The sequence below is a fragment of the Bacillus sp. JAS24-2 genome, assembly GCF_008274905.1.
In the GTDB taxonomy this organism is placed as follows: Bacteria; Bacillota; Bacilli; order Bacillales; family Bacillaceae_G; genus Bacillus_A; species Bacillus_A cereus.
Genome location: NZ_CP031068.1, coordinates 2,827,004 through 2,850,065, shown reverse-complemented (window position 1 = coordinate 2,850,065; position 23,062 = coordinate 2,827,004). Strand labels below are relative to the sequence as shown.

The window sequence follows — 23,062 nt, the reverse complement described above, 5'->3', positions numbered from 1 at the left end:
TGCGAATTGCACCTCTTTTACTTTAATAAGCCTTCAAAACATGAAGTAAATAATCCTTACGATTCAGCGGATTATAATCAACACGTTTTCGAGTAGGGAAGGGAGCCATAAGTTTTGTGAAACCAGCTGGCTTCGTTGTAAATATGCCTTCTCCTTCTGTAAATGAATGTAGTATTCGTTTGAAACTCTCTGTTTTCGCAACAGGTAATGATCCTGTTAACTGATAAGAATTGTTATTGAATATAGGCTCTGCAAAAGTTGCTGGAACGGCAGCAAGCTTATACATTGCAGTACTAATTGCGTGCTCCGGTACAGTTAATTCAAATTCATTTACTGGTTCATATACATATGTTTCAGCTTGCTTTAAAGCATCCATTAATACGATCGGTGTTAAATTTCTAAAGTCACTCGCTGTTGTAACAGGACTAGCATAACCAGTATGTGTTAACGTGACGATAATATCTGTAACTGCCCATCCATATAATCCTTGTTTTAACGTTTGAAATACCGTATCTTCAATCGCTTTATGAAATGCTAAAGGTAGTGAGCCGAGCTCAACACCTAATTTATATGTTATACCGCAATTAAGTTCACCACGTTCAACTTTGAATCCGATTGTTGCGTAAAATGGATTCTCTTTTTCACCCATTACTTCAACAGAATTGCCTACGCCAATTGGTTTCTCGATACATACAACTCGCGTATTTGAAAAAGTAACCTGCAAATTATATTTCTCATAAAGTGTTGTTTCAATTACTTCTTTTTGTACCTCACCGAAAAGGCGAATATATAGTTCATTATGAACATCGTCTTTCCAAACTTTAATGAGCGGATCTTCTTCACATAGTTCCATAAGAACAGCGTATAAATTATGAATTTGCTCTTTAGGTACCGCATCAATGGCAGCTTCCATTTGTGGTTCGGCAAAGTGAATATCTTTTATATAATCCGTACGTTCACCGATAATATCACCAATTTTAATATCATTCAGCCCCCACACTTTACAAAACTCACCGCTAGGAACGGTAGAAGTTTGAACGGTATCTCCATTATGAAATAGGCACATTTTTTTTATCTTTTCTTTATGGAATAGAGACTTACTGCGCTGTATATTAACATATTTTCTAACATGTAAGCTACCTGAAAAAACTCTTATATAAGCAACCTTTTCTCCAGAAGGTTCACGTTCAATTTTAAAAACAACACCGGATAATGGTTCCTCTTGTGCCGATGTAAGAGCTGGAATGAGAGCCGGAAGTTTTTCAAGAAGTTCTGTTACGCCCATACCAGTCATTGCTGAACCGAAAAAGATTGGATACACATTCGCTTGCTGTATTTGCTGTTCTAGTTTTTCTCTTAATAGTGCGTCCGGTATTATTTCGTTATTTACATATGATTCAAGTAACGATTCATTAAATGGTGCTAACAGTTCCATACAATCGTCATATGATTTGTATTCAATGATCCGGGCTTCTTTCGTTCCTTCGTTTAGAACAGAGTAGAAGGGGAATGCTTCGTTTGAAAGAACCTCTTTTATTTGTTTCATAACTTTTTCAGTGTTTGCGCCACTACGATCAATTTTATTAACGAATAAAATAGTCGGTATGTTTAGTTTCTGTAATGTTCGCATTAAAATTTTTGTTTGTGCTTGCACACCTTCAACGGCAGAGATAACTAAAATCGCACCGTCTAGAATGCGGAATGATCGCTCCACTTCAGCGGTAAAATCAGCGTGTCCAGGTGTATCAATGACATTTACTTTTACAGCATCAATAAAGAAAGAAACGACAGATGCTTTAATCGTAATTCCGCGTTGTCTTTCTAATTCCATTGAGTCAGTTTGTGTATTACCACTATCTACTCGGCCAATTTCTTTAATCACATTCGTTTCATAAAGAATACGCTCAGTCAAACTCGTCTTGCCAGCGTCTACGTGCGCGACAATCCCTATATTTATTGTTGTCATTTGTGAATATCCTCATTTCATTTTCCATTTTCAATTCCTCATTTCTATTTTCAATTCCTCATTTCTATTTGTATATTGCCGCATTATCAATCACTCTCCAGTTCTTTAAATTAGTATTATTATAGTGCAATTAACATTATTTGTAACGCTACAAAGCGCCTTAATTTGGAAAAAATAAAATGAAAACAAAATGCTTGCATTCTAAATCGATATATATTATATTAATTGACATATCAACTATTGATACATCAAATGTTTTTATTTTGATTGTAAAGGAGGGTTAATTTGACAAGTTCATGCTCAAAAGAAGCGATTATTTTATATAAATTACACTTTCTAAATAAAGAAGTAAGTTCGAAATTTGAAGGGTGTACGGGTATGAGCCAGTCTCGATTAGAGCTTATACTTCAGTTATATGAAGTAGGTGAAATTAGTCAAAAAGCACTTCAACAAGAAGTGAATATTGATAATGCTGCGATAACAAGGCATTTAAAGCAGCTTGAGGCCAATGAAATGATTGTAAGACGTAAAAATCCAGATGATAACAGAATTACGTTAGTTTCTCTTACTGAAGAGGGACGAAATAAAATTCAAGCATTTCAAGAGGAAAAAGAACGTTTTGCAGCATCTGCATTTAAAGGATTAAGTGAGGAAGAACGCGATAATCTTTTAAATATGTTAAATCACATTCAAGAAAATATAAAAGAATTATAAAAAAGGGAGAATACAACTATGACTAACTCAGTAAAAACAAATGATTTTAACGAAATTTTAACAGGACGTCGTTCAATTCGTAAGTACGACCCTTCAGTGAAAATTAGCAAAGAAGAAATGACAGAAATTCTTACAGAAGCAACACTTGCACCATCTTCAGTAAACATGCAACCATGGAGATTCGTAGTGATTGAAAGTGATGAAGCGAAAGCAACACTTGCGCCACTTGCGAAATTCAATCAATCTCAAGTAGAAACATCTTCAGCAATGATTGCTTTATTTGGTGATTTAAACAACTTTGATAACGCAGAAGAAATTTACGGTACAGCAGTAGAGCGTGGTTTAATGCCAGCAGAAGTAAAAGAAGACCAAATGAAAAAACTTTCAGCTTACTTCTCAATGGTTACACCAGAAGTAATGAAAGATACGGTATTAATTGACGGTGGTCTTGTAGCAATGCAATTTATGCTAGCAGCTCGTGCTCACGGTTATGACACTTGTCCAATTGGTGGATTTGAAAAAGACCAAATCGCAGAAGCATTTGGACTAGATAAAGAACGCTACGTACCAGTAATGCTAATTTCAATCGGGAAAGCTGCTGACAGTGGTTACCAATCAGTACGTCTTCCAATTGAAAAAGTTGCAGAGTGGAAGTAGTTTGAAAAAATTAGTGAAAAATGAGAGGGGAAGCACCATGATTATTATTCACGCAATATTTCAAGTAGACCCAGCAAAACAACAATCATTTTTAGAAGAAATTCAGCCACTCATTCATGGTTCAAGAGAAGAAAGTGGAAATGTATCTTATGACTTATATAAAGATACAGAAAAAGAAAGTGTTTATACGATGGTAGAAGTATGGAAAGATGAAGCAGCAGTTGCGAGCCATAATACGAGTGAACACTTCACATCTTTCGTTAGTAAAGCAGCACAATTTTTAACTGCTCCGCTTAATATAAAAGCTTATAATGGAGAATTAGTAAAATAATAAGGTAGAAAAAGATGACTTTAGCATATGGCTGAAGTCATCTTTTTTGTATAAGTAGAATCCATTTTGGACTCAGTTATGTTGATAGATAAGCGTTGCTCGCATCCTCAGTAACAGTGCTGAATTGTGTGTTAAATTCGAACATTCGGTTTATTGGGATATTTTTCCGTGGTATAATTTTCTTGTAAATAAAAGGTAGAGGGGAGTAAGTAATGGGAGAATTTCAAAGTAATTTGCATACGGCAACGCAACTTGCAACGAAAATGAGAAATGCTTCAGATAGGATGCAAAGTGCTACTAGTCGCTCTATAAATAAGGCAACGCGTACGACACTATCTGTGAACTTCAAAGCACAAGAAGCAAATCAACAAAATTTACAAATCACGAAACAATTTTGCGCTACTTTTCAACAAACGATTGATAATATCCATTCCGTAGCAAATGAATTTGAGAAAATGGATACTGGACTTCAAAAGACTTTTCAATAATGTAACAACCTACGTAAAGGGGAAAAGGTAGGGAGAAAAGATGAGTCAAGAAATTGAAACGAGAATCAGTCAATGTAATCAAAAATTACGAATTATATTTGAAGAACAAAATGAAAACCGAATCGCGCTGCAAAATCAAGAACGAGCTGAGGCTAGTTTTCATGAATGGAAAAATAGAAGCAATCGTTTATTTAACCGAATACTAGAAACTTGGCACGACGACAAAGAAGTGTTTCACCTTTTTACGAATATGCGGCAAGAGATCGGGCAGTACGAAAGAAAACTTACATTCGAATTAGAAAACGAAAAAGAGACGTTGCTTAAAGAAAAACGGCATCTCAGCGAGAAAGAAAACAACCTTTCCTATGAACAGCAGCAACTACAAAGGGAGGCCAATACATGAGTTTAAACATGTATTTGGGAGAAGTACAAAGTCAAACTCAAAGTATGAACGCTATATGTAATGCTACGATTCAAAGTATGGAACAAGCCATTCAATCTATTGATGCATTTGCGATAGACACAGTATTACAAGGACAAACATACAGTAGTGCAAAAGCCTACCTTGTCCAAACATTTCGGCCATTAGCGCAAGGAATCATATGCTTATGTGAAGAATTAATTCACCAAAATGAAGCATTTCCAAATGAGTTCCAAGCGAAAGTTGCTTCGACAGATGTGATTGAACAAGAAATAAGAGAACAAATAAGGGGAATTAATCAATCGATTACAAGTATAGAAGCAATAGAAGTACTTACACCAATGCCCGGAGTAGGTGCAATTGTAACGGTATTAGGTGCAATGAGAAAAAAACTGGAAGAAAAACTAGAGCATTTATATGAATTCAATCATTCATCCAGCAACAACTACAGCACCGCTCTCCAATTAGCAGCTAGCATCACAGCCGGACTCGCTGAAGTGCAAAGTGGGAAAGGATTTAGTCCTGTGAGTGGTACGTTTAGTACACAAGGGTTGAATATGGATTGGGTGAGTTCGATTCAGGGGATTATAGAAGAAACAGCTCAAAAAAATGATCAGTCAATTAAAGATATAGAAACAAATAACATAATTGAGAAGAAATCTCCGGTTAGAAATGCTTGGGACGATGCGACAGACAGTATAGTTGGCACGTTTGAAACAGCGAAAAAGATGTGGGAAGCTATTCAAAGAGGATCGGGGAAAGCTATTGGTGATGAAATCGAGTCCGCAATAGCTTTAAGTAATATGGACATAGGAACTTTTATTAATGTAACCTATGCACTTTTCCATTTGGATGAAACTGCAAAAAATATGTGGCATGCATTTTCAAATAAAATAAAACGAGATATGATAGAGGGAGATGCAGAGAGTCGTACAGAATTGACTACCTATGGATTAACACAAATAGCTACCACAATATTAGGCGATAGGGCACTAAATAAAGTAGGCCATATCACAAAAGGAGCAAAAGCATCAAGTGGAGTAAGTACATTTGCTAATGCAGTAAAACTAGCAAAAGAATTGAAGCCTACGCTTGAAATGTTACAATCATTTAAGAGAGAGGCTTCCTATGCATTCTCTAGTGTTGGTGGAACTATCATAACCAAAATACCACAAGGTGAATTGATAGAAGCTTATTATAAGTTTGCGAAGTCTAAAGATGGTGGTAAGGGTAAACCTAGCAGTAACAAAAACACAACTGTAGATAATTTTGATGCAAAAACAGCTACCAATAAGCAAAAAGGGAATTATGGTGAAATAAAATCTAGTGACAATTTATTGAATAATCAAAGTTTAAAAGAAGCTGGATTTGATTTAAAGCCAGTCGGAAAAAGTACACCATCAGGCATAAATGATAAAATAGTAAAAGGGATTGATGGATTATACGAAAATGCAAATCCAAATTCAAATATTAAATATGTTATTGATGAAGCAAAGTTTGGTAGTTCACAATTAGGAAAAACTAAAGATGGACCACAAATGTCAGATGGTTGGTTGACAGGTGTGAATACTGAAAAAAGTAGAATATTGAAAGCTGTTGATGGAGATAACAAATTAGCAGATAAGATTACAAAAGCGTTGGAGAGAGATAAGGTAGAAAGAGTATTATCAAAAGTCGATAGTAGCGGAAAGGTTAAAACATTTAAGATAGATGCAAAGGGTAACATCGCTGGAGAATGGCCATAATTTAGAAGCTAGGAGGAATTGAATGGTATGAGAGATTATTTATGTATAGAAGAAAAGTGTAGAGAAGGAATTGAATATCATAAAGAGTTTATAGAGGAAAATAGAGAAGATATTAAAAGTTTAGAAGAAGATACTAAAAATGGAATTCAAAGATATTCTAAAGATAATAAGAGTATTATAGAAGGGACATATCTAGCCAATTTTAGATATGAGATGGAGGATATTAGGGCAAAGTATTCTTTAGGGGAAGATGTTAGTGTAATAGAAGAAGATTTTCATAATGCAATTTATGATTTAGAGAATACAGGAAGTAGGGAAATTGGATATTTAAGTCTGATTTGGATGATTTCCTTAGGGATTTTGTTAGAAACGGATAAAAAGAATATAGAAAGATTAAAAAAGATAGTTGATAAAAAAAATGTGAATGATGCAGTAATCGATTTCCTCTTATGCGCTAGTGATATCGGATACACAAAAATGACGAATAGATATTATAAAGAAAATCCATATGCAAAAATGAGAGAGATTATAGAATTTGCACAAACAGATAAAAAAGAAGCGTCTAAAAGATTGCAAACGTACATGGAGAAAGAATGGTTTAAAGGCCATTATGATTATGAATGGAAAAATGCGCATAAAGAACCTGGATATGTAGGGTATTGGAGCTTTGAGACAGCTGCAATAGTAAAGATACTCGAACTTGATGATACAAGTTTAAAAGGTAATAACCATTATCCATATGATTTGGCACATTATAAAAATGAAATGAAATTTAAGCATATAGACCTAAGTGAATATCACTATGAAGATGAGACAGAAGAAATCGAGGATATAGTAGAAGGAATTGAACATAATCCTGCATTGGAAAATATTATTCCGCCAAAATGGCATTCATTGGTCAATGAATTAATACATGATTATGAGAATATGGATGATAGTAGTTTTTATGAAAAATACAAAAAAACGATAGGAATAGGTCAAGTGTGGTTCTTACCACAAGAGTATGAAGAAGAAAATGAGCAAAAAAATCTATTAGGAAGTTTAATTGTGTTTGCCCTGACGGTAAGAGATTATATATTACAACTGGACTATAAAGACGATTTAGAAGACTACATTGATAATCTTAAAAATTTCTGGAATGTTTCAGAAACAAAGTTAGTTCAATTTATATTAGAAAATGATCAAAATTATTATGTATGGGTACCAAAAGAAGCAAGTATCCCAAATATGTATGAAGTAAAGATAGAGAGTGTCGATGTAGAGGAAGTTCTATAACGAACAAATCGAAATGTTTTTTATTATATGTAATATTAGAATGCATTTTACTAGTTAATTGAAAACAATGCATGCGTGGCAGAAAAAAGGATGTATCGATACTAAAAATTAGAGGGAAAGAAGGGTGTTGGATTGAGTTAAGCACCTCATTGTCAATATACGACAATAGGTGCTTTTTTGCGTGCAATGAAGAAAAAATAAAAGATTCATTTTCACTCTATTTCATCTTCGAATTACATGTTATAATTTGAAAAAAATTCTTAATTTTTAGATAATTAAAAGGTGGAAGATACTATATGAGTACATTAAAGAAGATTACTAATAATATTTCGAAAGTTATCATAGGAAAAGATGAATCGATTGAACTGGCAGCTATAGCTCTTATAGCAAGGGGACATATTTTATTAGAAGATGTACCTGGGACAGGAAAAACAACATTAGCGAAAAGTTTGGCTAAAAGTGTGGACGCTAAATTTCAAAGAATACAATTTACAGCGGATACTTTGCCTGGAGATGTTATTGGTCTTGAATATTTTCATGTAAAGGAATCGGATTTTAAAACAAGGTTAGGACCCATTTTTGCAAATATCGTATTAGTGGATGAAATTAATCGAGCTGTACCGAGAACACAATCTTCGTTACTTGAGGTTATGGAAGAGCGTACTGTTACAATTGCGAAACAGACACATTCATTACCAGAACCTTTTTTAGTTATAGCAACGCAAAATCCACTCGAATCAGCGGGCACATTTCCGTTACCAGATGCTCAGTTAGACCGGTTTTTACTCACAATACGCCAAGGTTATCCTACGAGAGAAGCTGAAAAGGAAATGATGAATCGGTTTCAAATGAATGATCCATTAGAAACGTTACATTCTATTATTTCAAGTGAAGAAATTATTACGATGCAAAAGCGTGCAAGAGAAGTGTTAGTAGGGAATGATGTGCAAGATTATCTCCTTGAAATTATTGAAGCAACTCGTAACCATGAGTTAATTGAAATTGGTGTAAGCCCTCGGGGAACGTTGGCATTTATGAGAGCAATTCAAGCACGGGCAATATTAAATGAAAGAGATTACTGTACGCCAGATGATATTAAGACGCTCGCTGCATCCGTTTGTGCTCATCGTTTAACGTTAACGATTGAGGGAGAGATGAAAACGACGAAAGAACAAATTATGAAAGAAATTCTTCATACGATTAGTGTGCCAGTGGAGAATGTACGATGAATCAACAGCTTGTGTATACACCTTTAGCGGAGCCTTTCGTAATGGGGGTTATGTCAGTTGTAGCCGTTATTTTAAGTGTATTTTCAAGTAATCTACTGTTTTTATCTCTCGTATTTTTATATGTAATTTTAATAGGTGCTATGCATGTATATATACGTAAAGTATCTCGTGTTGAATGGGAATACAGTCAAGGGAATTCGAACGTTTTTATAGGTGAAACGAATATGTGCAAAATGAAAATTTCAAACAAGTCGATATTTCCTATTCTTAATATCGTATTTCGATTTAAATGTGAAAATAAGCTAACTTGGAATCATGATGAAATAAACAAAAATCATAGTACAGGTTCAAATTATTATATGAATTTTAATTTAAAAGGAAGGGAGTCAGTTTCATTTGATTTGCAAGCTGTAGCGTTAAAAAGAGGCATCGCGAAATGGGAAGAAGTTGAAATTGTTATTACTGATCTCTTTGGATTTATAACGAACCATATAACATATAAACAAGTTGATACGCCCTCTTATTTAGTCTTACCAGCTGTTCCGAAAATACAAGTTCCTGAATTACAAGAATGGTCACGAGGATTTCGAAAAGCGATGTCTTCACCCTTATATGATGAAACGAAAGTAATGGGAGTAAAGTCTTATGAAAATGAAGATTTTCGTTCCATCCACTGGAGTGCAACAGCGAAAACAGGGACGATAACTGCGAAAAAGTATGAGCGAACACAATGTGATAAATACGCGATTTATCTCAACTTGCAAAATAAAAGTGGTGTTTCTTTGCGAAATGATATAGAGGAACTAATTGAATTAACAGCAGGTATATGCAAACAACTTCTTATGCAAAACTGTTCGTTTGAAGTATGGATCAATAGTGTAAAAGATAACGGTTTGCTACATATAAAAAATGGGGATAATCGGAAACATTTGCAAAATGTATTAAAGGTACTTGCCTCGATATCAGACCAAGATACGCCTATATCTTCTTCTTACTTTTACACAGCAGGCTTTCGTCGAAAGGAACTGGATGCGGTTCCTTTAATTATTGGTACTTCACCAAAGAAATACAGTAGAACGAATAAATGGATTGTAATGAAAGAATAAGAAGGGGCTTATGTCATGGTGAATAAAAAGCGGCATATGAAAGTGAAGTTATGGAGTGTAAGAACTTTAATCATACTTTTCTTTGCGATTAGTGCGATAACGTTATCACAAGGTGTTGTGTATGTACAGGACATAGTAAAAGAGCGTTTTTTCAGTAAGACTAAGACAATATCGGAAAGAAATTATGACTTTACTAGTATAGGTGAAAATTTTGATGATTCCAAAATAGATGAAGATGAATATGAAGAAGTAGAAGATACAGGTATAAGAACGAAAACGGGTAAAAAATTTCAACCTTTCGAAAGAGAAAGTCTATGGAGTGACGTGCTTTCTGTTCTTTCAAATATATGGATTACTATAGCTTTTTATGTGATAATTGCAATATCAATTATATATGCCATCTACAAGTATATTAGGAAAAAATTGACGAAAACAGAAATAGTACAGGAGAAAGAATTGATTACAAAGCAAACTGCGGTAAGAAGCATAAAGAATGAAAAAGTCATTCATCAGTTAGAACAGCCGTTACCGACAGATAAGATAAGAAAAACGTTAGTTGAATGGGAAAGAACATTACCATTTCATGAACAGAGAAGGTCCTATGAAACGATGCAACAATGGTTAAAAAGAATTTGTAGAACAAGGGATATTATCTCGTTATATGAGTCTGTTCGTTATGGTGAAAAGACGTATACGGATTTAGATGTGGAAGAAATAATGAAGTGGGTAGAGGGAGATGGGAAGGTGGATACATAAATATTCACCTTTTCTTTTTTATATGGAAATTTGATTAACATGAATTATTTTCTTATATGAAACCGTATTCAAATAGGTAAATAAAATTAACTTTATTTACTTATACTTCATTACATGTTAACCTATACTTAATTTTTATAAATCATAATTAATTTTTGATTTTTTAAGGGTGTGAAAATGTAATGAAATCGGTATTAAAAAGCATACTTATTTCCTTTGTTTTTTCAGCAGTAGGTATGTGTTGGTTACTGTACGTATTATTCAAAGGGGACGGAGACTGGTTATTGTCTTGGATAGGTGTATTAATGGCATATTTATCTTTATATACTTTAATAGATTTATATTGTAAAAATACATACGATAAAAAAATAAATAAATGGCTTATAAAAACAGCGGTGACTAGTTTTAGTTTTTCTGTATTAGGAATCACATTTTGTATCATACATGAGCTATTAACACCATGGAGTCTTAGTTTAATGGTGTGGTATTGGTTGCTAATGTTAGTATTATTTTTAACAACTATAATATCATTAATCAGTTTAGTATTTGTTAATCGTAAAAATCACAATTTCACCGTTGGATATAGAATGCTCATACTTCTAAATGTATTTCTTACATTGGGACCAGTATTATGGCCGCTATTACTTTCTATTATTGGAAATGGTATGAATGCTAGTGCGGGCTGGTAAAAAGGAATATAAATTAGTTGTGTAAAGAATAGGATGAAAAGTTGATATAGAATTTTAAATGTTTAAGAGAACATGTTTACATAAAAAATGAAAACATGTTCTCTTTTTATTTGCATGCATAACTCTTCCTCAGTTTACCGTATTTAAATTTAAACGTAAGTATTTCGTAAGGAATGGATAAGAAAAAAGAGAGATTTATCATATAGGATGAAAGTATAGCTTGAATCAATCCGATATTAATGGAGGAGAGAAAGCCTTATGAAAAAATGTAATTCAATTAAGTTAGCAAGTTTTGCAGTTTTATTAGCGGGTACTGCTCTATTTACACCTGGTTTTACTGTGACTGCAGAGTCAACTCAAAATATTTCTAGTTCGTCACAAGTACATGATCAAAAGAATCGTAATGGCTGGAAACAAGTAATGCAGGAAACAGTACAGCTTGGTGCTGTAGGAATATTAGCTAAGGCGTCTAACAACGGAAAAACTAGTAGTTTTACTGCTGGCGTGGCGGACTTAAGTACAAAGAAACCGGTGAATTCGGATTATCGCTTTCGAATTGGTAGTGTGACGAAGACGTTTACTGCGACGACTGTGCTTCAATTAGTAGGAGAAAATCGCTTACAACTTGACGATCCAATTGAAAAGTGGCTACCAGGTCTCGTGCAAGGAAATGGGTATGATGGTAATCAAATTACGATACGACAACTTTTGAATCATACGAGTGGTATCGCTGAATACTTAAAGTCAAAAGACGCGGACATAATGAATTCGAAAAAAACGTATACAGCAGAAGAAATAGTGAAAATAGGTCTTTCGCTGCCTCCAGATTTTTCGCCGGGAAAAGACTGGTTGTATTCAAACACAGGATACGTAATACTAGGAATGCTTATTGAAAAAATAACTGGAAATAGTTATGCGGAAGAAATCGAAAAGCGAATTATTGAACCTTTGGACCTATCAAATACGTTTTTACCAGGAAATTCACCCGTCATCCCAGGAAAGAATCATGCTCGTGGATATGTGAAAATGGAAGGAACAGGCGAGTTGAAAGATATTACGTATTATAATCCAAGTTTAGCTAATGCAGCTGGAGATATGATTTCTAATGCGGATGATTTAAATAAGTTCTTTTCATCTTTACTCGGTGGTAAGTTACTGAAGGAACGCGAGCTAAAAGAAATGCTTACTACAGTTCCTATAGAAGGAAAAGGGGTTGGTGACGCATACGGTCTTGGAATCTATGAGACTAAACTTCCAAACGGTGTTTCAGTTTGGGGGCATGGAGGAGGAATTCCTGGATTTACAACTTTTGCTGGGGGAGTAATTGGAGGCAAACATACATTGGCTATCAGTCTCAACTCTATAGGTGGGGTCGATATTGTTCCGCAGTTTAATAAAATGATGCAAATTGAATTTAATAAATAGATGAAAAGAAAGTGAATGGAATTTTGTTATAGTTATATTTAAAAGAGGTGCTTTTTTAAGTTCGCAACTATGGACAGTAGTTGCATTTATGATATGGCATCAAGTATATTTCAAAGTGAAAATCAATCTTAATGCTTACGATAAAAATAAAAAGGATGTCAGTTACATGACATTCTTTTTATTTTGGATAAAAAAGGTATGTAGTTCTGAAAATTGTTATTTTTAAAATTATTAAATATAATGAAGGATATAGGGGCGCCAATTGGGGAGTTATGAATGGAAAATACTTTAGTTAGTTAAGTATTTCTCGTTTTAATCAAAATAATTATGAGTTGATTTGGAGTTGAATACAATGGGGGAAAATCATTATAAATGGAGTAATAAACAATTACGAGAGCATGTTGAAGTAATAGATGGTAAAAGAAGTCCGCACATTTTATGTAAGAACGCAACTTATTTAAATTCCTATATGCGCGAGTGGATGCAAGCAAATATTTGGATCTATGATGACCGGATTGTTTATGTAGGGGAAAAGCTGCCAGCGCAACTGCATGAATGTGAAGTCATTGATTGTGATGGAAAGTATGTAGTTCCAAGTTACATAGAACCTCATGCACATCCATATCAATTATATAATCCTGAAACTTTAGCGAATCATGCGATGCAGTTTGGGACAACAACTTTTATTAATGATAATTTAACTTTATTTTTCACATTACAACGTGAAGAAGCATTTCGTTTATTAGATGAATTTGAAAAGATTCCAGCAAGTATGTATTGGTGGTGTCGTTTTGATGGACAAACTGAATTGCAAAACGGGGAAACTTTATTTAATCGTGAAGAAATAATAGAATGGCTTAAGCATAAAGCAGTTCTTCAAGGCGGCGAACTAACAGCGTGGCCAAAACTATTACATGGCGATGATGAAATGTTAACTTGGATGCAGGAAACGAAGCGATTGCAGAAGAAAGTAGAAGGACATTTTCCAGGTGCATCTGAAACGACTTTAGCGAAGTTAAAACTGTTAGGTACAGATTGTGATCATGAAGCGATGACAGGGCAGGAAGCTTTCACTCGTCTTATGCAAGGTTACACTGTTTCCCTAAGAAATTCTTCAATCCGCCCAGATTTAGAAGTTTTACTGAAAGAATTGTTGGAACTAGGTGTAAAGCAGTTTGATAGATTCTTTTTTACAACAGACGGCTCACATCCTTCGTTTTATGAGAATGGAATGACAAACGTTATGATTTCTACCGTGATAAAACAAGGAGTGCCAGTAATAGATGCATACGATATGGCAAGTTATAATATTGCTCGTTATTATAATATGGAACATGTACATGGTTCGATTGCGACAGGTAGAATTGCTAATATCAATATTTTAGAAAGTAAAGAAAACCCAGTACCAATTAGTGTCCTTGCAAAGGGGAAATGGGTGAAGCGTGACGGTGTAAATACACATGAGGCATTACATATAGACTGGAGTAAACATAAAGTAACTCCATTATCATTAGATTGGTCAATAGAAAAAGAGGATATGATTTTCTCTAATAAAACGGGGATACACTTATTAAATAACGTTATTACAAAACCATACACTAGTGAAATCAATATAGACTGTGATGAATTGTCCACAGATCATGATGAATGTTTCCTTATGATGATTGCTCGTGATGGCAGTTGGCAAGTGAATATAGCTGTGAAAGCTTTTGCAAAAGAACTAGGTGGGCTTGCTAGCTCTTATTCTGGTACAGGTGACATCATTCTTATAGGAAAAAGAAAAGAAGATATGCTTACAGCTTTTCGTAGAGTAAAAGAGCTCGGTGGTGGAATGGTCATAGTAGAAAACAATGAAGTGTTACACGAAATAGCATTACCATTGCTCGGGATTATGTCTAATTTAAAAATGAGAGAATTAATACAGGAAGAGAAACAGATGGTGAAATTACTACAAGAGCGTGGCTACGCGTATGATGATCCAGCATTTACAATTTTATTCTTTTCTGCGACGCACTTGCCTTTTATACGAGTAACACCTATAGGATTATATGATGTGAAAAGTAGTAAGGTAGTTGCCCCGCCCGTGAATTTGATAAAGCAATATTAAAAGGAAAGATCCTATAAAAATTTTATTTTATAGGATCTTTCTTATTATTAGCATAAGAATATTGTAAGCCTCAAATGATATAGTATCTAAATCATTTGAGGTGATATGTAAATATGAAAAAAATATTTTACATTTTAAGTGTATTTATTCTGTGTGTATCGATACAACACGTTGTACATTCCCAATCAGATGCACCAGAGTTATCTTCGGATTGTCTCGAAGAAAGAAAAGTTAGAGATGAAAAGTATGTGAAAAATATAATACAGGACATTAAATCCACATTTAATTTAAATATTGATGAACATAGTTTTTGGGAAGTAAGTAAAAGAGATCTGGAGGCTGCCCATTTGATGTATGGTGGAAAGGAAAATGATTCTTATTATAATTCGCTAACTAAAATTTATGATAGTGGTAGATTTAGCGAACAGCCCAGCCTATTTGTGAGGGCGCAAGAAGCATTTTTACTTTATAAAGAACAAGATAATATCAATGTAATGAAAAGCCTAAAACTAGACGTTGAAAAAGGGGAATGGCTCGTTATAAAAACGAAAAAGAAGAAAGGGAAAAAAGTGAAATTCAAGCCGTTGCAATGTGAAAAAGATTATATGAAAAAGAGAAATGAATAACAAAATACTTATTCATGCTATTTTATTCAACGATAGTTTGCTGTTGATATGAAATAACAAAGGTAAACGAACATATTAGCTTTATGGAATATGTTTGTTTACCTTTGTTTGAGAGATTTAAAAATTGGGGATGTTGTTAGTTGAAATTTATTTACTGGCTAATGAGCTTATAGCATTCAATGAATTTGTTCTTCATAAACATTAGATTTTGTGTCAAATGATTTATACATTGCCGAAACACCTATGTATATTTTATTCTACAGTATTTATAAAAGAATGTTGGCTATTCATAAGAAATATGATTGGCACGGTTTTTGCTTGTATTACATGTAAGGAAGGGAGATTGTATGTAAGGAATCTGTACTCGTAATAGTATAAAACAAGCTACTATTGCATTATTAATCATAGTTGTATTTATAGCAGAACTGTAAATACATACAAATAAGTGGGTTTTTGGTTTTGAAATTCTGAATTTTCTTTTAAATTATTAGGGGGCAATGGTATGGTTAAATATTCGAAAATTTCTAAGTGGATTCTTGGTGTTGGATTAGTGACAATAACATGTAATGGTTTGCAAATTCAAGCAGAGACAAAAGAGAAAAACGTGAAGAACGTATTACAAATGGAGCCGGTAGGAATACAGAAATCTGTTAATGAATTGGCGCACTCTTCAAAAGTACAAGAAAATGCATCTTTTACAAAACGGTTAAAATTAGCGGATTTATCGCAGCGTCCACTAGCACCAACCGATAATATTAAACCGTTAGCTGAAGAAAAAAAGTATTCAATGGCTGAGTTAAATCAATTAAATAACAAACAATTAACTGATCTTCTTGTGACAATTAAATGGTATCAAATTCCGGAATTATTTCAGTTTAATAGTGATAGTCTTAAATTCTATCAAGATGATAGTCGAATGCAAGCAATTATTAATAAACTAGAAGAACAAGGACAAACTTATACGAAAGATGATTCAAAAGGAATTGAAACATTAGTAGAAGCTCTACGTGCAGCATTTTATTTAGGTTTTTATCATGATGAATTAAGCAAACTAAATGAGCGTAGCTACCATGATAAATGTTTACCAGCTTTAAAAACAATTGCAAAAAATCCAAATTTCAAACTTGGTACATCAGAACAAAATAAAGTAATTGCATCATATGGAAAATTAATTGGAAATGCATCAGCAGATGTTGAAACGGTTTTATATGCAGGTGAAATTTTTAAACAATATAACGATAATCTTGCAACTTTCATTGAAGACCGAACAAAAGGAGACGCTATATATGAGTTGATGAAGGGAATTGACTTTGATATTCAGACGGATATGTACACGACTGGCAAAGAGCCAAAAGATACGATGTGGTATCGAAATATTGATAACTTTATTAATGAAATAAATCGTTTTGCACTACTTGGTACAGTAACAAATAAAAACGGATGGTTAATTAATAATGGAATTTACTATGCTGGCCGATTGGGCAAGCTTCATAGCACGCCGACAAAAGGACAACAAGTTGTTACAGATGCAATGCGAATTTATCCATATTTAGGAGAGCAATACTTTGTTGCGGCAGAACAAATTACTACAAATTATGGAGGAATAGATGCGAACGGCAAAACTGTAAATTTAGATCAAATTCGAGAAGAGGGTAAAAAGAAATATTTACCGAAAACGTATACGTTTGATGATGGTGCAATTGTCTTTAAAGCTGGGGATAAAGTTAGCGAAGAGAAAATTAAACGTCTATACTGGGCGGCAAAAGAGGTGCGTTCTCAATTTTATCGTACAGTTGGTAGCGATAAACCACTTGAAAGCGGACATGCTGATGATGTGTTAACGATGGTTATTTATAATAGCCCAGATGAGTATCAATTTAATCGTCAACTGTACGGATATGAAACGAATAATGGTGGGATTTATATTGAAGGGACAGGGACTTTCTTTACATATGAACGTACACCAGAGCAAAGTATTTATAGTCTGGAAGAATTGTTCCGCCATGAATTTACGCACTACTTACAGGGAAGGTACGAAGTTCAGGGATTATGGGGCCAAGGGGAAATGTATCAAAATGAACGTTTAACATGGTTTGAAGAAGGGAATGCAGAGTTCTTTGCAGGTGCAACGCGATTAGATAGTGTAGTACCACGAAAAAGTATAATTGGTGGGTTATCTAATGATCCTGCAAAACGTTATACAGCATCACAAACATTAAATGCGAAATATGGAACGTGGGATTTTTATAATTATTCGTTTGCACTGCAATCATATATGTATAATAAGCGCCCAGAAATGTTCGATAAAGTACATGATTTAATTCGCGCAAATGATGTTTCAAGTTACGATGCATACCGTGCTACATTAAGCAAAGATAATAAGTTAAATGAAGAATATCAATCATATATGCAAATGCTTATTGATAATCGTGATAAGTATACAATTCCACAAGTATCAGATGAGTATTTAACTCAGCATGATCCAAAATCGCTTTCGGACGTTACTTCAGATATTACGAATGAAGCGAAATTAAAAGATGTGAAAGTAACAAAGAATAAATCACAATTCTTTAATACATTTACACTACAGGGGACATATACAGGAAGTGCGGCTAAAGGAGAAGTTGAGGACTGGAAAGTGATGAATGAAACAACAAATGATATGTTGAAACGTCTTTCAGGAAAAGAGTGGACTGGATATAAAACATTGACTGCTTATTTTGTAAATTACCGTGTAAATAATGCTGGGCAATTTGAATATGATGTTGTGTTTAGCGGAGTGAACACGGAAGAAGGTACGGCTGTAGAAAAAGAACCAAATAATTCATTTGAAACAGCAAACCCACTATCTTTGAATATTTTGTTAAGAGGAACCTTGAGCGATCAAGATCAGGGGGATAAATTTGTTATTGATGTAAAGGATCAAAAAGATTTACAAATTTCTGTTACGAACGAACAAAATCTTGGATTGAACTGGGTATTATATTCTGAATCAGATTTAAATAATTATGTAGCTTATGCAACAAAACGTGATGGAAACAAATTGCTTGGAAATTATAATGCAAAGCCAGGGAAATATTACTTAAGTGTATATAAGTATGGTGGTGGAACAGGGAATTATACGGTACAAGTAAAATAGTTTACTATAGTTTGTTTTGAAAGGCTACTTATTGCATTTTTTAGCGAAATAAAGTATTTAATGTTAAACATTAAACTAATTCAACATATCCCTGTTCTAATTATAGAACAGGGATATATTGGCTTTACATTTTTAAATTAAATAATCTCATTGGATTTTGATAAGAAAATAATTAATATAGATTTGAATTCTCATTCGTAAAGCATGTTTTAATCTTCTTAATGCTCTTTCATTTTTGTCTCAATGTTTGTTTTCAAATCAGTGGATACTCGATTGAAATACCCCAAAATGATCTTCCTAATATCATCGGATATAACTTTCAAATCACTAGCTAAGTTTTCAGCGAGATGTTCTTTTTCTATTGGCTGTAACTTCGTATAAAATTCACTAGCCTGCGTAAAGTTATCCTGTTTCGTTATAGAAGTTCTTTCAAGTTTACCTTCAACGTACCTTCCTTCACCGGTTGTAATTTGATTAGCAGGTGTCCAATCTTGCTGCTGGTTAATCGTTAATTTGCGAAATTCGGGACCAATTCTTCTTCTTTGTGAATCACTGTAAATGCTAGCGCGCCCTTGCAGCATTTTATCATCTGATAGTTCTGCACCATCCAGTAAATTAGAAGGGGAGAATGCGACTTTTTCTACTTGTTCCATAAAATTTTCAGGATTTTTATTTAATACCATTTTCCCGACTGGTATGAGAGGATACGTTTGTTCATCCCATACTTTTGTGTCATCTAAAGGATCATAAGAAAGGTGCGCTTCATCTTTCGGATCCATGAGCTGGACGTATAAACCATACTCCACTGGTTTACCATTTTCAATAGCATCATATAAATCTTTCCCGCTATAATCAGGATTTTCGGCAGCTAGTTTAATTGCTTCTTTACTAGTAATGTACTGTACACCTTCAAACGGGTACCAATGATACTTTACATACTTTCGATTACCTTCCGCATTTCTCCATACATATGTATTAACACTATGTCCTGGAATGTGGCGAAGACTTTTGGCCGTACCATTATTAGAGTATAAACGGACAACAAAATGAATAGATTCAGGTGCTTTAGCGACAAAACTCCAAAATCTATTAGGGTCTATTAAGTTATTTTTAGGTGAAGGCAATAATGCTTGAATCGTTTCAGGGAAACGCATCGGATCACGGACAGAAAAAACAGGAATGTGATTACATAAAAGGTCAAAAATGCCTTCTTTTGTATAAAATTTTGTAGAAAAACCGCGTACATTTCTAGCAGTATCCGGTGTTCCTTTCGTACTAACAGCTAACGAAAATCGCACCATAACAGGAACTTTCTCATTAGAATTTTGTAAAAAACTTAATTTAGTATGTTCAGACATCGAATATATCGTTTGAAAATAACCGAACGCACCAAATCCTTTTACATGAACAGGTCTTTCTAAAATTTTTTCATGAATAAATTCTTGTAACGTCTCGTGAAGTACACTATCTTGCTCTAGAACAGGTCCACGTGAACCAACTGTTTGTGAGTGAAGGGTAGCTTGTTCATTACGTTCGCCTTTTTCATTAAAGTGATTCCCTAGTAAAGATTGCCCCTGTTTATCATAGTTTTCATTCATCGATATAGCCTCCAAATTTATTTCGTCTATTGTTACTAAATATGATTTTATAACCTTGATTATGTATGATATGCAAAGTAGTAACAGACCGCTAGATGAAAAAAACGTGTATGTAGTGGACCTGTTGAAATAGAAGAAATTATGGAAAAATGAATATTGTGAAGAAAATTACTATTAAAATTTTAATCTGAAAAATGAATTTATACATGAGTTTATAGAGAATGAACAGAAATAAACAGGGAAAATAAATAGGAGGAATTTAACATGTCGGATTGGTTTCAATTAGATAAAGAATATATGATGTCTACGTATTGTCGTACGAAGGTTGCGATAGAAAGAGGAGAAGGGTGCAAGCTTTATGATGTAGATGGTAAAGAGTATGTAGACTTATTTTCTGGAGTCGGAGTGAACGTATTAGGGTATAATCATCCGAAAATTGTACAAAAGACAATGGAACAAGTTACAAAATCGTTGCATCTGCCGTTTCATTTTTTAAATCCAGTTGCGATTGAATATGCAAAGAAATTAGTGGATTGCTCATTAAAAAACGGAAAGGTCTTTTTTACAAACTCTGGTACGGAAGCGACAGAAACAACTTTGAAATTAATTGATAAATATAGAGCTAATACGAATGAAGAACGTGAAGGAATTGTAGTGCTGAAGAATAGTTTCCATGGGCGTACGTTAGGGGCACTTCATTTTACGAGACAAGAAAGTGTATATCAAAATTTCCCTAAAACATCGATTCCTGTATATGAAGTAGAGCGCGAAAATATAGACCAATTAGAGGAGACTATTATTAAAGAAAAACCAATTGCGATTATGCTAGAGCCTGTTTTAGGAAGTGGAGGAATTTATCCTTTATCAAGTGAATATTTACATGGTGTTCAATATTTATGTGAAAAATATAATGTACTTCTTGTCGTTGATGAAGTTCAAAGTGGTATGGGTAGAACGGGAAAACTATTTGCTTATCAAAATTTTAATATTACACCAGATATTATTCAAATTGGTAAAGGAGCAGGAGGCGGGATACCGCTAGGAGGAATTATTGTAGGCAAAAAGTTATGTGATGTATTTTCACCAGGAGATCACGGGACAACGTTTGCTCATTCATCAATGGGAACGGCTTTAGGGTTAACGGTATTAAACACATTGATTGAAGATGGTTTAATGCACGAAGCGTATGAAACGTCACTATATTTAAATGATAAATTACAAGAAATTCAGAAAGAAAACTCTTATTATATTCAGGAAGTACGTCATGCTGGTATGATGTTTGGAATTAGTTTAAATGATACAAATGAAAATGTGAAGAAATTACAGGTAGAGCTAATGGAAAAAGGGATATTAGTTGACGTAACACAAGGGAATATTATCCGTTTACTTCCTCCATATATAATTACAAAAGAAGAAATTGATACATTTATTACTCAATTTATTACTTGTATGGATAAGGTTGCTACTGTAGTAAGTGCTTAAAAATTAAAAGCTATATTTTATATAAAGTGCACTCTAATTGTTGGGGATAGTTTACAATTGGGGTGCATTTTTTATAGTTGAATTTTGTAAAATATAGTCGTTTGTATATGATAACGGAAAAATAGAAGGAGTTTCGTTATATTTGAGTGGTGAAGAAAAGGGAAAGTAAGTATAAAGATAGTAGATAAAGCGGGTGGTTTAAATAACTAATGATAGAACGTTTTGAAAATAATAGCATACGAATATATAAATAATAAGAATGAGGTGATATATTGGAAAATAATGATATTCAATTTACTTCTTTACAAATGAGAACGGATAAATATGGTTGGGCTAGTATTCAATATACAAATAAAAAGCAGGCTATCTTATATACTCGAAACGGAGGAGTAGAATGGGATATTGTCAATCCTCTTAATTCAATTGTATTATTTGGGTATCCAATAAACGCTCGAAGCTCTTGGGCATATGGTTTAACAAAAAAGAATGACGATTTATTGCCAGCTATATTTTATACAGTTAATAGAGGAGAAAGATGGAGTGAGTTTATTTTACCGGTTGAAGAAGATTGGGAGAAATCGACTGATGTTCAAGTTCAATTGCATGCTACGAATATGGATAGTATATGGATTGTATTATCTAGAAAGCTTGCATCAAATAAATTTGAACATAATTTATACTATTTGAAAACGAAAGGGAAAGTTTGGAAAGTAATAAAAAATATAAGTATTAGTGATAGTATTTCAGGGATAACATTTATAAACGATCTAATTGGGTTTATTTCACTACAAAAACATTATGAAACATCAACGGTATTTAAAACAATAAATGGTGGGGAAAGTTGGCATCCTATAAAAGATATTCCAAGTCTTGAAGGAATTAATAATGGGACTGCTATGGCTTATAAAGCAATCTATAAAAATAAATTATTAGTAATACCAACTAAAATGAATGATGATGTATTTTTAATGAATTACTCATTTGATAAGGGGAATTCGTGGCATATTTCAAATAAAACAATAAATACTAGTAAAGTGGCTGTTTCGTTTTTTAGTTCCTATTATGGCTGGGTTATAAATAGTGAAAATGGAAGTGTATATCAAATAATAAAAAAAGGATCAAAATGGATCAAAGTATCAAGTAATCTATTATTAAAAAATGTATTTTGTTTGCATTTTTTTAATCGGCGTAAAGGTTGGGCGTGTAATAAAAAAGAAATATTTACTACAAAAGATCGCGGTATAACATGGAAAAAGGTAGTATATAAAATTAATAATATTGATAAGTTTATTTAAAAGAGTCCTAAAG

General features: G+C 33.5%; 19 protein-coding genes. 17 read left to right on the top strand and 2 right to left on the bottom strand.

The window, feature by feature from the left end:
- Positions 1-22: 22 nt before the first annotated feature.
- Positions 23-1,966: an elongation factor G gene (locus tag DN407_RS14805; protein ID WP_149216420.1), complete on the bottom strand. Its 1,944-nt coding sequence runs from the start codon at positions 1,964-1,966 to the stop codon at positions 23-25.
- Between the two features lie 285 nt (positions 1,967-2,251).
- Between DN407_RS14805 and DN407_RS14800 the strand changes: the two genes are divergently transcribed.
- The 15 genes from DN407_RS14800 to colA all read left to right on the top strand — a co-directional run bounded on the left by DN407_RS14800 (position 2,252) and on the right by colA (position 18,674).
- Positions 2,252-2,680 (top strand): MarR family winged helix-turn-helix transcriptional regulator, encoded by a 429-nt coding sequence (locus DN407_RS14800; RefSeq protein ID WP_000204172.1) that lies wholly within the window; start codon positions 2,252-2,254, stop codon positions 2,678-2,680.
- 18 nt (positions 2,681-2,698) lie between these two features.
- Entirely contained in the window at positions 2,699-3,337 is a 639-nt protein-coding gene (locus tag DN407_RS14795) for a nitroreductase family protein (protein WP_000185391.1), read from the top strand.
- Between the two features lie 37 nt (positions 3,338-3,374).
- Complete coding sequence (locus DN407_RS14790; RefSeq protein ID WP_000583816.1) at positions 3,375-3,668, top strand: putative quinol monooxygenase; 294 nt, start codon at positions 3,375-3,377, stop codon at positions 3,666-3,668.
- Between the two features lie 212 nt (positions 3,669-3,880).
- Entirely contained in the window at positions 3,881-4,156 is a 276-nt protein-coding gene (locus DN407_RS14785; protein ID WP_000503638.1) for a TIGR04197 family type VII secretion effector, read from the top strand.
- 40 nt (positions 4,157-4,196) lie between these two features.
- A complete protein-coding gene (locus DN407_RS14780) occupies positions 4,197-4,559 on the top strand; it encodes a DUF3958 family protein (RefSeq protein WP_030026222.1) in 363 nt (120 codons plus the stop codon).
- Entirely contained in the window at positions 4,556-6,322 is a 1,767-nt protein-coding gene (locus tag DN407_RS14775) for a T7SS effector LXG polymorphic toxin (RefSeq protein WP_149216419.1), read from the top strand. The genes DN407_RS14780 and DN407_RS14775 overlap by 4 nt, the downstream gene beginning before the upstream one ends.
- 27 nt (positions 6,323-6,349) lie before the next feature.
- The gene (locus tag DN407_RS14770) at positions 6,350-7,597 is read left to right on the top strand and encodes a PoNi-like cognate immunity protein (protein ID WP_149216418.1); all 1,248 of its coding nucleotides are present in this window, start codon (positions 6,350-6,352) and stop codon (positions 7,595-7,597) included.
- A gap of 296 nt (positions 7,598-7,893) precedes the next feature.
- Positions 7,894-8,826 (top strand): AAA family ATPase, encoded by a 933-nt coding sequence (locus DN407_RS14765; RefSeq protein ID WP_000105669.1) that lies wholly within the window; start codon positions 7,894-7,896, stop codon positions 8,824-8,826.
- Positions 8,823-9,932 (top strand): DUF58 domain-containing protein, encoded by a 1,110-nt coding sequence (locus DN407_RS14760; protein WP_001075943.1) that lies wholly within the window; start codon positions 8,823-8,825, stop codon positions 9,930-9,932. The genes DN407_RS14765 and DN407_RS14760 overlap by 4 nt, the downstream gene beginning before the upstream one ends.
- A gap of 15 nt (positions 9,933-9,947) precedes the next feature.
- Positions 9,948-10,688 (top strand): hypothetical protein, encoded by a 741-nt coding sequence (locus DN407_RS14755; RefSeq protein ID WP_000247507.1) that lies wholly within the window; start codon positions 9,948-9,950, stop codon positions 10,686-10,688.
- A 182-nt stretch (positions 10,689-10,870) separates the two neighbouring features.
- Entirely contained in the window at positions 10,871-11,377 is a 507-nt protein-coding gene (locus tag DN407_RS14750) for a DUF3902 family protein (protein ID WP_000843835.1), read from the top strand.
- A 258-nt stretch (positions 11,378-11,635) separates the two neighbouring features.
- A complete protein-coding gene (locus DN407_RS14745) occupies positions 11,636-12,802 on the top strand; it encodes a serine hydrolase domain-containing protein (protein ID WP_000710636.1) in 1,167 nt (388 codons plus the stop codon).
- A 352-nt stretch (positions 12,803-13,154) separates the two neighbouring features.
- Positions 13,155-14,909 carry an adenine deaminase C-terminal domain-containing protein gene (locus tag DN407_RS14740; RefSeq protein WP_149216417.1) on the top strand — a complete coding sequence of 585 codons (1,755 nt, stop codon included), beginning with the start codon at positions 13,155-13,157 and terminating at the stop codon, positions 14,907-14,909.
- 113 nt (positions 14,910-15,022) lie between these two features.
- Entirely contained in the window at positions 15,023-15,535 is a 513-nt protein-coding gene (locus DN407_RS14735) for a hypothetical protein (RefSeq protein ID WP_000719376.1), read from the top strand.
- A gap of 502 nt (positions 15,536-16,037) precedes the next feature.
- Positions 16,038-18,674 (top strand): collagenase ColA, encoded by a 2,637-nt coding sequence (gene colA / locus DN407_RS14730; protein WP_149216416.1) that lies wholly within the window; start codon positions 16,038-16,040, stop codon positions 18,672-18,674.
- A gap of 218 nt (positions 18,675-18,892) precedes the next feature.
- On the opposite strand, the gene DN407_RS14725 is transcribed toward colA, so the two are convergent.
- Positions 18,893-20,272: a catalase gene (locus tag DN407_RS14725; RefSeq protein WP_149216415.1), complete on the bottom strand. Its 1,380-nt coding sequence runs from the start codon at positions 20,270-20,272 to the stop codon at positions 18,893-18,895.
- Positions 20,273-20,536: 264 nt separating this feature from the next.
- Between DN407_RS14725 and DN407_RS14720 the strand changes: the two genes are divergently transcribed.
- On the top strand, positions 20,537-21,754 hold the full coding sequence (locus DN407_RS14720; RefSeq protein ID WP_149216414.1) for an aspartate aminotransferase family protein: 1,218 nt from the start codon (positions 20,537-20,539) through the stop codon (positions 21,752-21,754).
- A gap of 272 nt (positions 21,755-22,026) precedes the next feature.
- The gene (locus DN407_RS14715; RefSeq protein ID WP_149216413.1) at positions 22,027-23,049 is read left to right on the top strand and encodes a hypothetical protein; all 1,023 of its coding nucleotides are present in this window, start codon (positions 22,027-22,029) and stop codon (positions 23,047-23,049) included.
- The last annotated feature ends 13 nt before the right edge of the window (positions 23,050-23,062 follow it).

What these genes read in the sequence shown, in the direction of transcription:
- DN407_RS14745 (WP_000710636.1), top strand. Translation starts at nt 11,636, where the DNA reads ATGAAAAAATGTAATTCAATTAAGTTAGCAAGTTTTGCAGTTTTATTA.
- DN407_RS14755 (WP_000247507.1), top strand. Translation starts at nt 9,948, where the DNA reads ATGGTGAATAAAAAGCGGCATATGAAAGTGAAGTTATGGAGTGTAAGA.
- DN407_RS14790 (WP_000583816.1), top strand. Translation starts at nt 3,375, where the DNA reads ATGATTATTATTCACGCAATATTTCAAGTAGACCCAGCAAAACAACAA.
- DN407_RS14795 (WP_000185391.1), top strand. Translation starts at nt 2,699, where the DNA reads ATGACTAACTCAGTAAAAACAAATGATTTTAACGAAATTTTAACAGGA.
- DN407_RS14765 (WP_000105669.1), top strand. Translation starts at nt 7,894, where the DNA reads ATGAGTACATTAAAGAAGATTACTAATAATATTTCGAAAGTTATCATA.
- DN407_RS14805 (WP_149216420.1), bottom strand. Translation starts at nt 1,966, where the DNA reads ATGACAACAATAAATATAGGGATTGTCGCGCACGTAGACGCTGGCAAG.
- DN407_RS14740 (WP_149216417.1), top strand. Translation starts at nt 13,155, where the DNA reads ATGGGGGAAAATCATTATAAATGGAGTAATAAACAATTACGAGAGCAT.
- DN407_RS14780 (WP_030026222.1), top strand. Translation starts at nt 4,197, where the DNA reads ATGAGTCAAGAAATTGAAACGAGAATCAGTCAATGTAATCAAAAATTA.
- DN407_RS14760 (WP_001075943.1), top strand. Translation starts at nt 8,823, where the DNA reads ATGAATCAACAGCTTGTGTATACACCTTTAGCGGAGCCTTTCGTAATG.
- DN407_RS14785 (WP_000503638.1), top strand. Translation starts at nt 3,881, where the DNA reads ATGGGAGAATTTCAAAGTAATTTGCATACGGCAACGCAACTTGCAACG.
- DN407_RS14725 (WP_149216415.1), bottom strand. Translation starts at nt 20,272, where the DNA reads ATGAATGAAAACTATGATAAACAGGGGCAATCTTTACTAGGGAATCAC.
- DN407_RS14775 (WP_149216419.1), top strand. Translation starts at nt 4,556, where the DNA reads ATGAGTTTAAACATGTATTTGGGAGAAGTACAAAGTCAAACTCAAAGT.
- DN407_RS14750 (WP_000843835.1), top strand. Translation starts at nt 10,871, where the DNA reads ATGAAATCGGTATTAAAAAGCATACTTATTTCCTTTGTTTTTTCAGCA.
- DN407_RS14770 (WP_149216418.1), top strand. Translation starts at nt 6,350, where the DNA reads ATGAGAGATTATTTATGTATAGAAGAAAAGTGTAGAGAAGGAATTGAA.
- DN407_RS14720 (WP_149216414.1), top strand. Translation starts at nt 20,537, where the DNA reads ATGTCGGATTGGTTTCAATTAGATAAAGAATATATGATGTCTACGTAT.
- colA (WP_149216416.1), top strand. Translation starts at nt 16,038, where the DNA reads ATGGTTAAATATTCGAAAATTTCTAAGTGGATTCTTGGTGTTGGATTA.
- DN407_RS14735 (WP_000719376.1), top strand. Translation starts at nt 15,023, where the DNA reads ATGAAAAAAATATTTTACATTTTAAGTGTATTTATTCTGTGTGTATCG.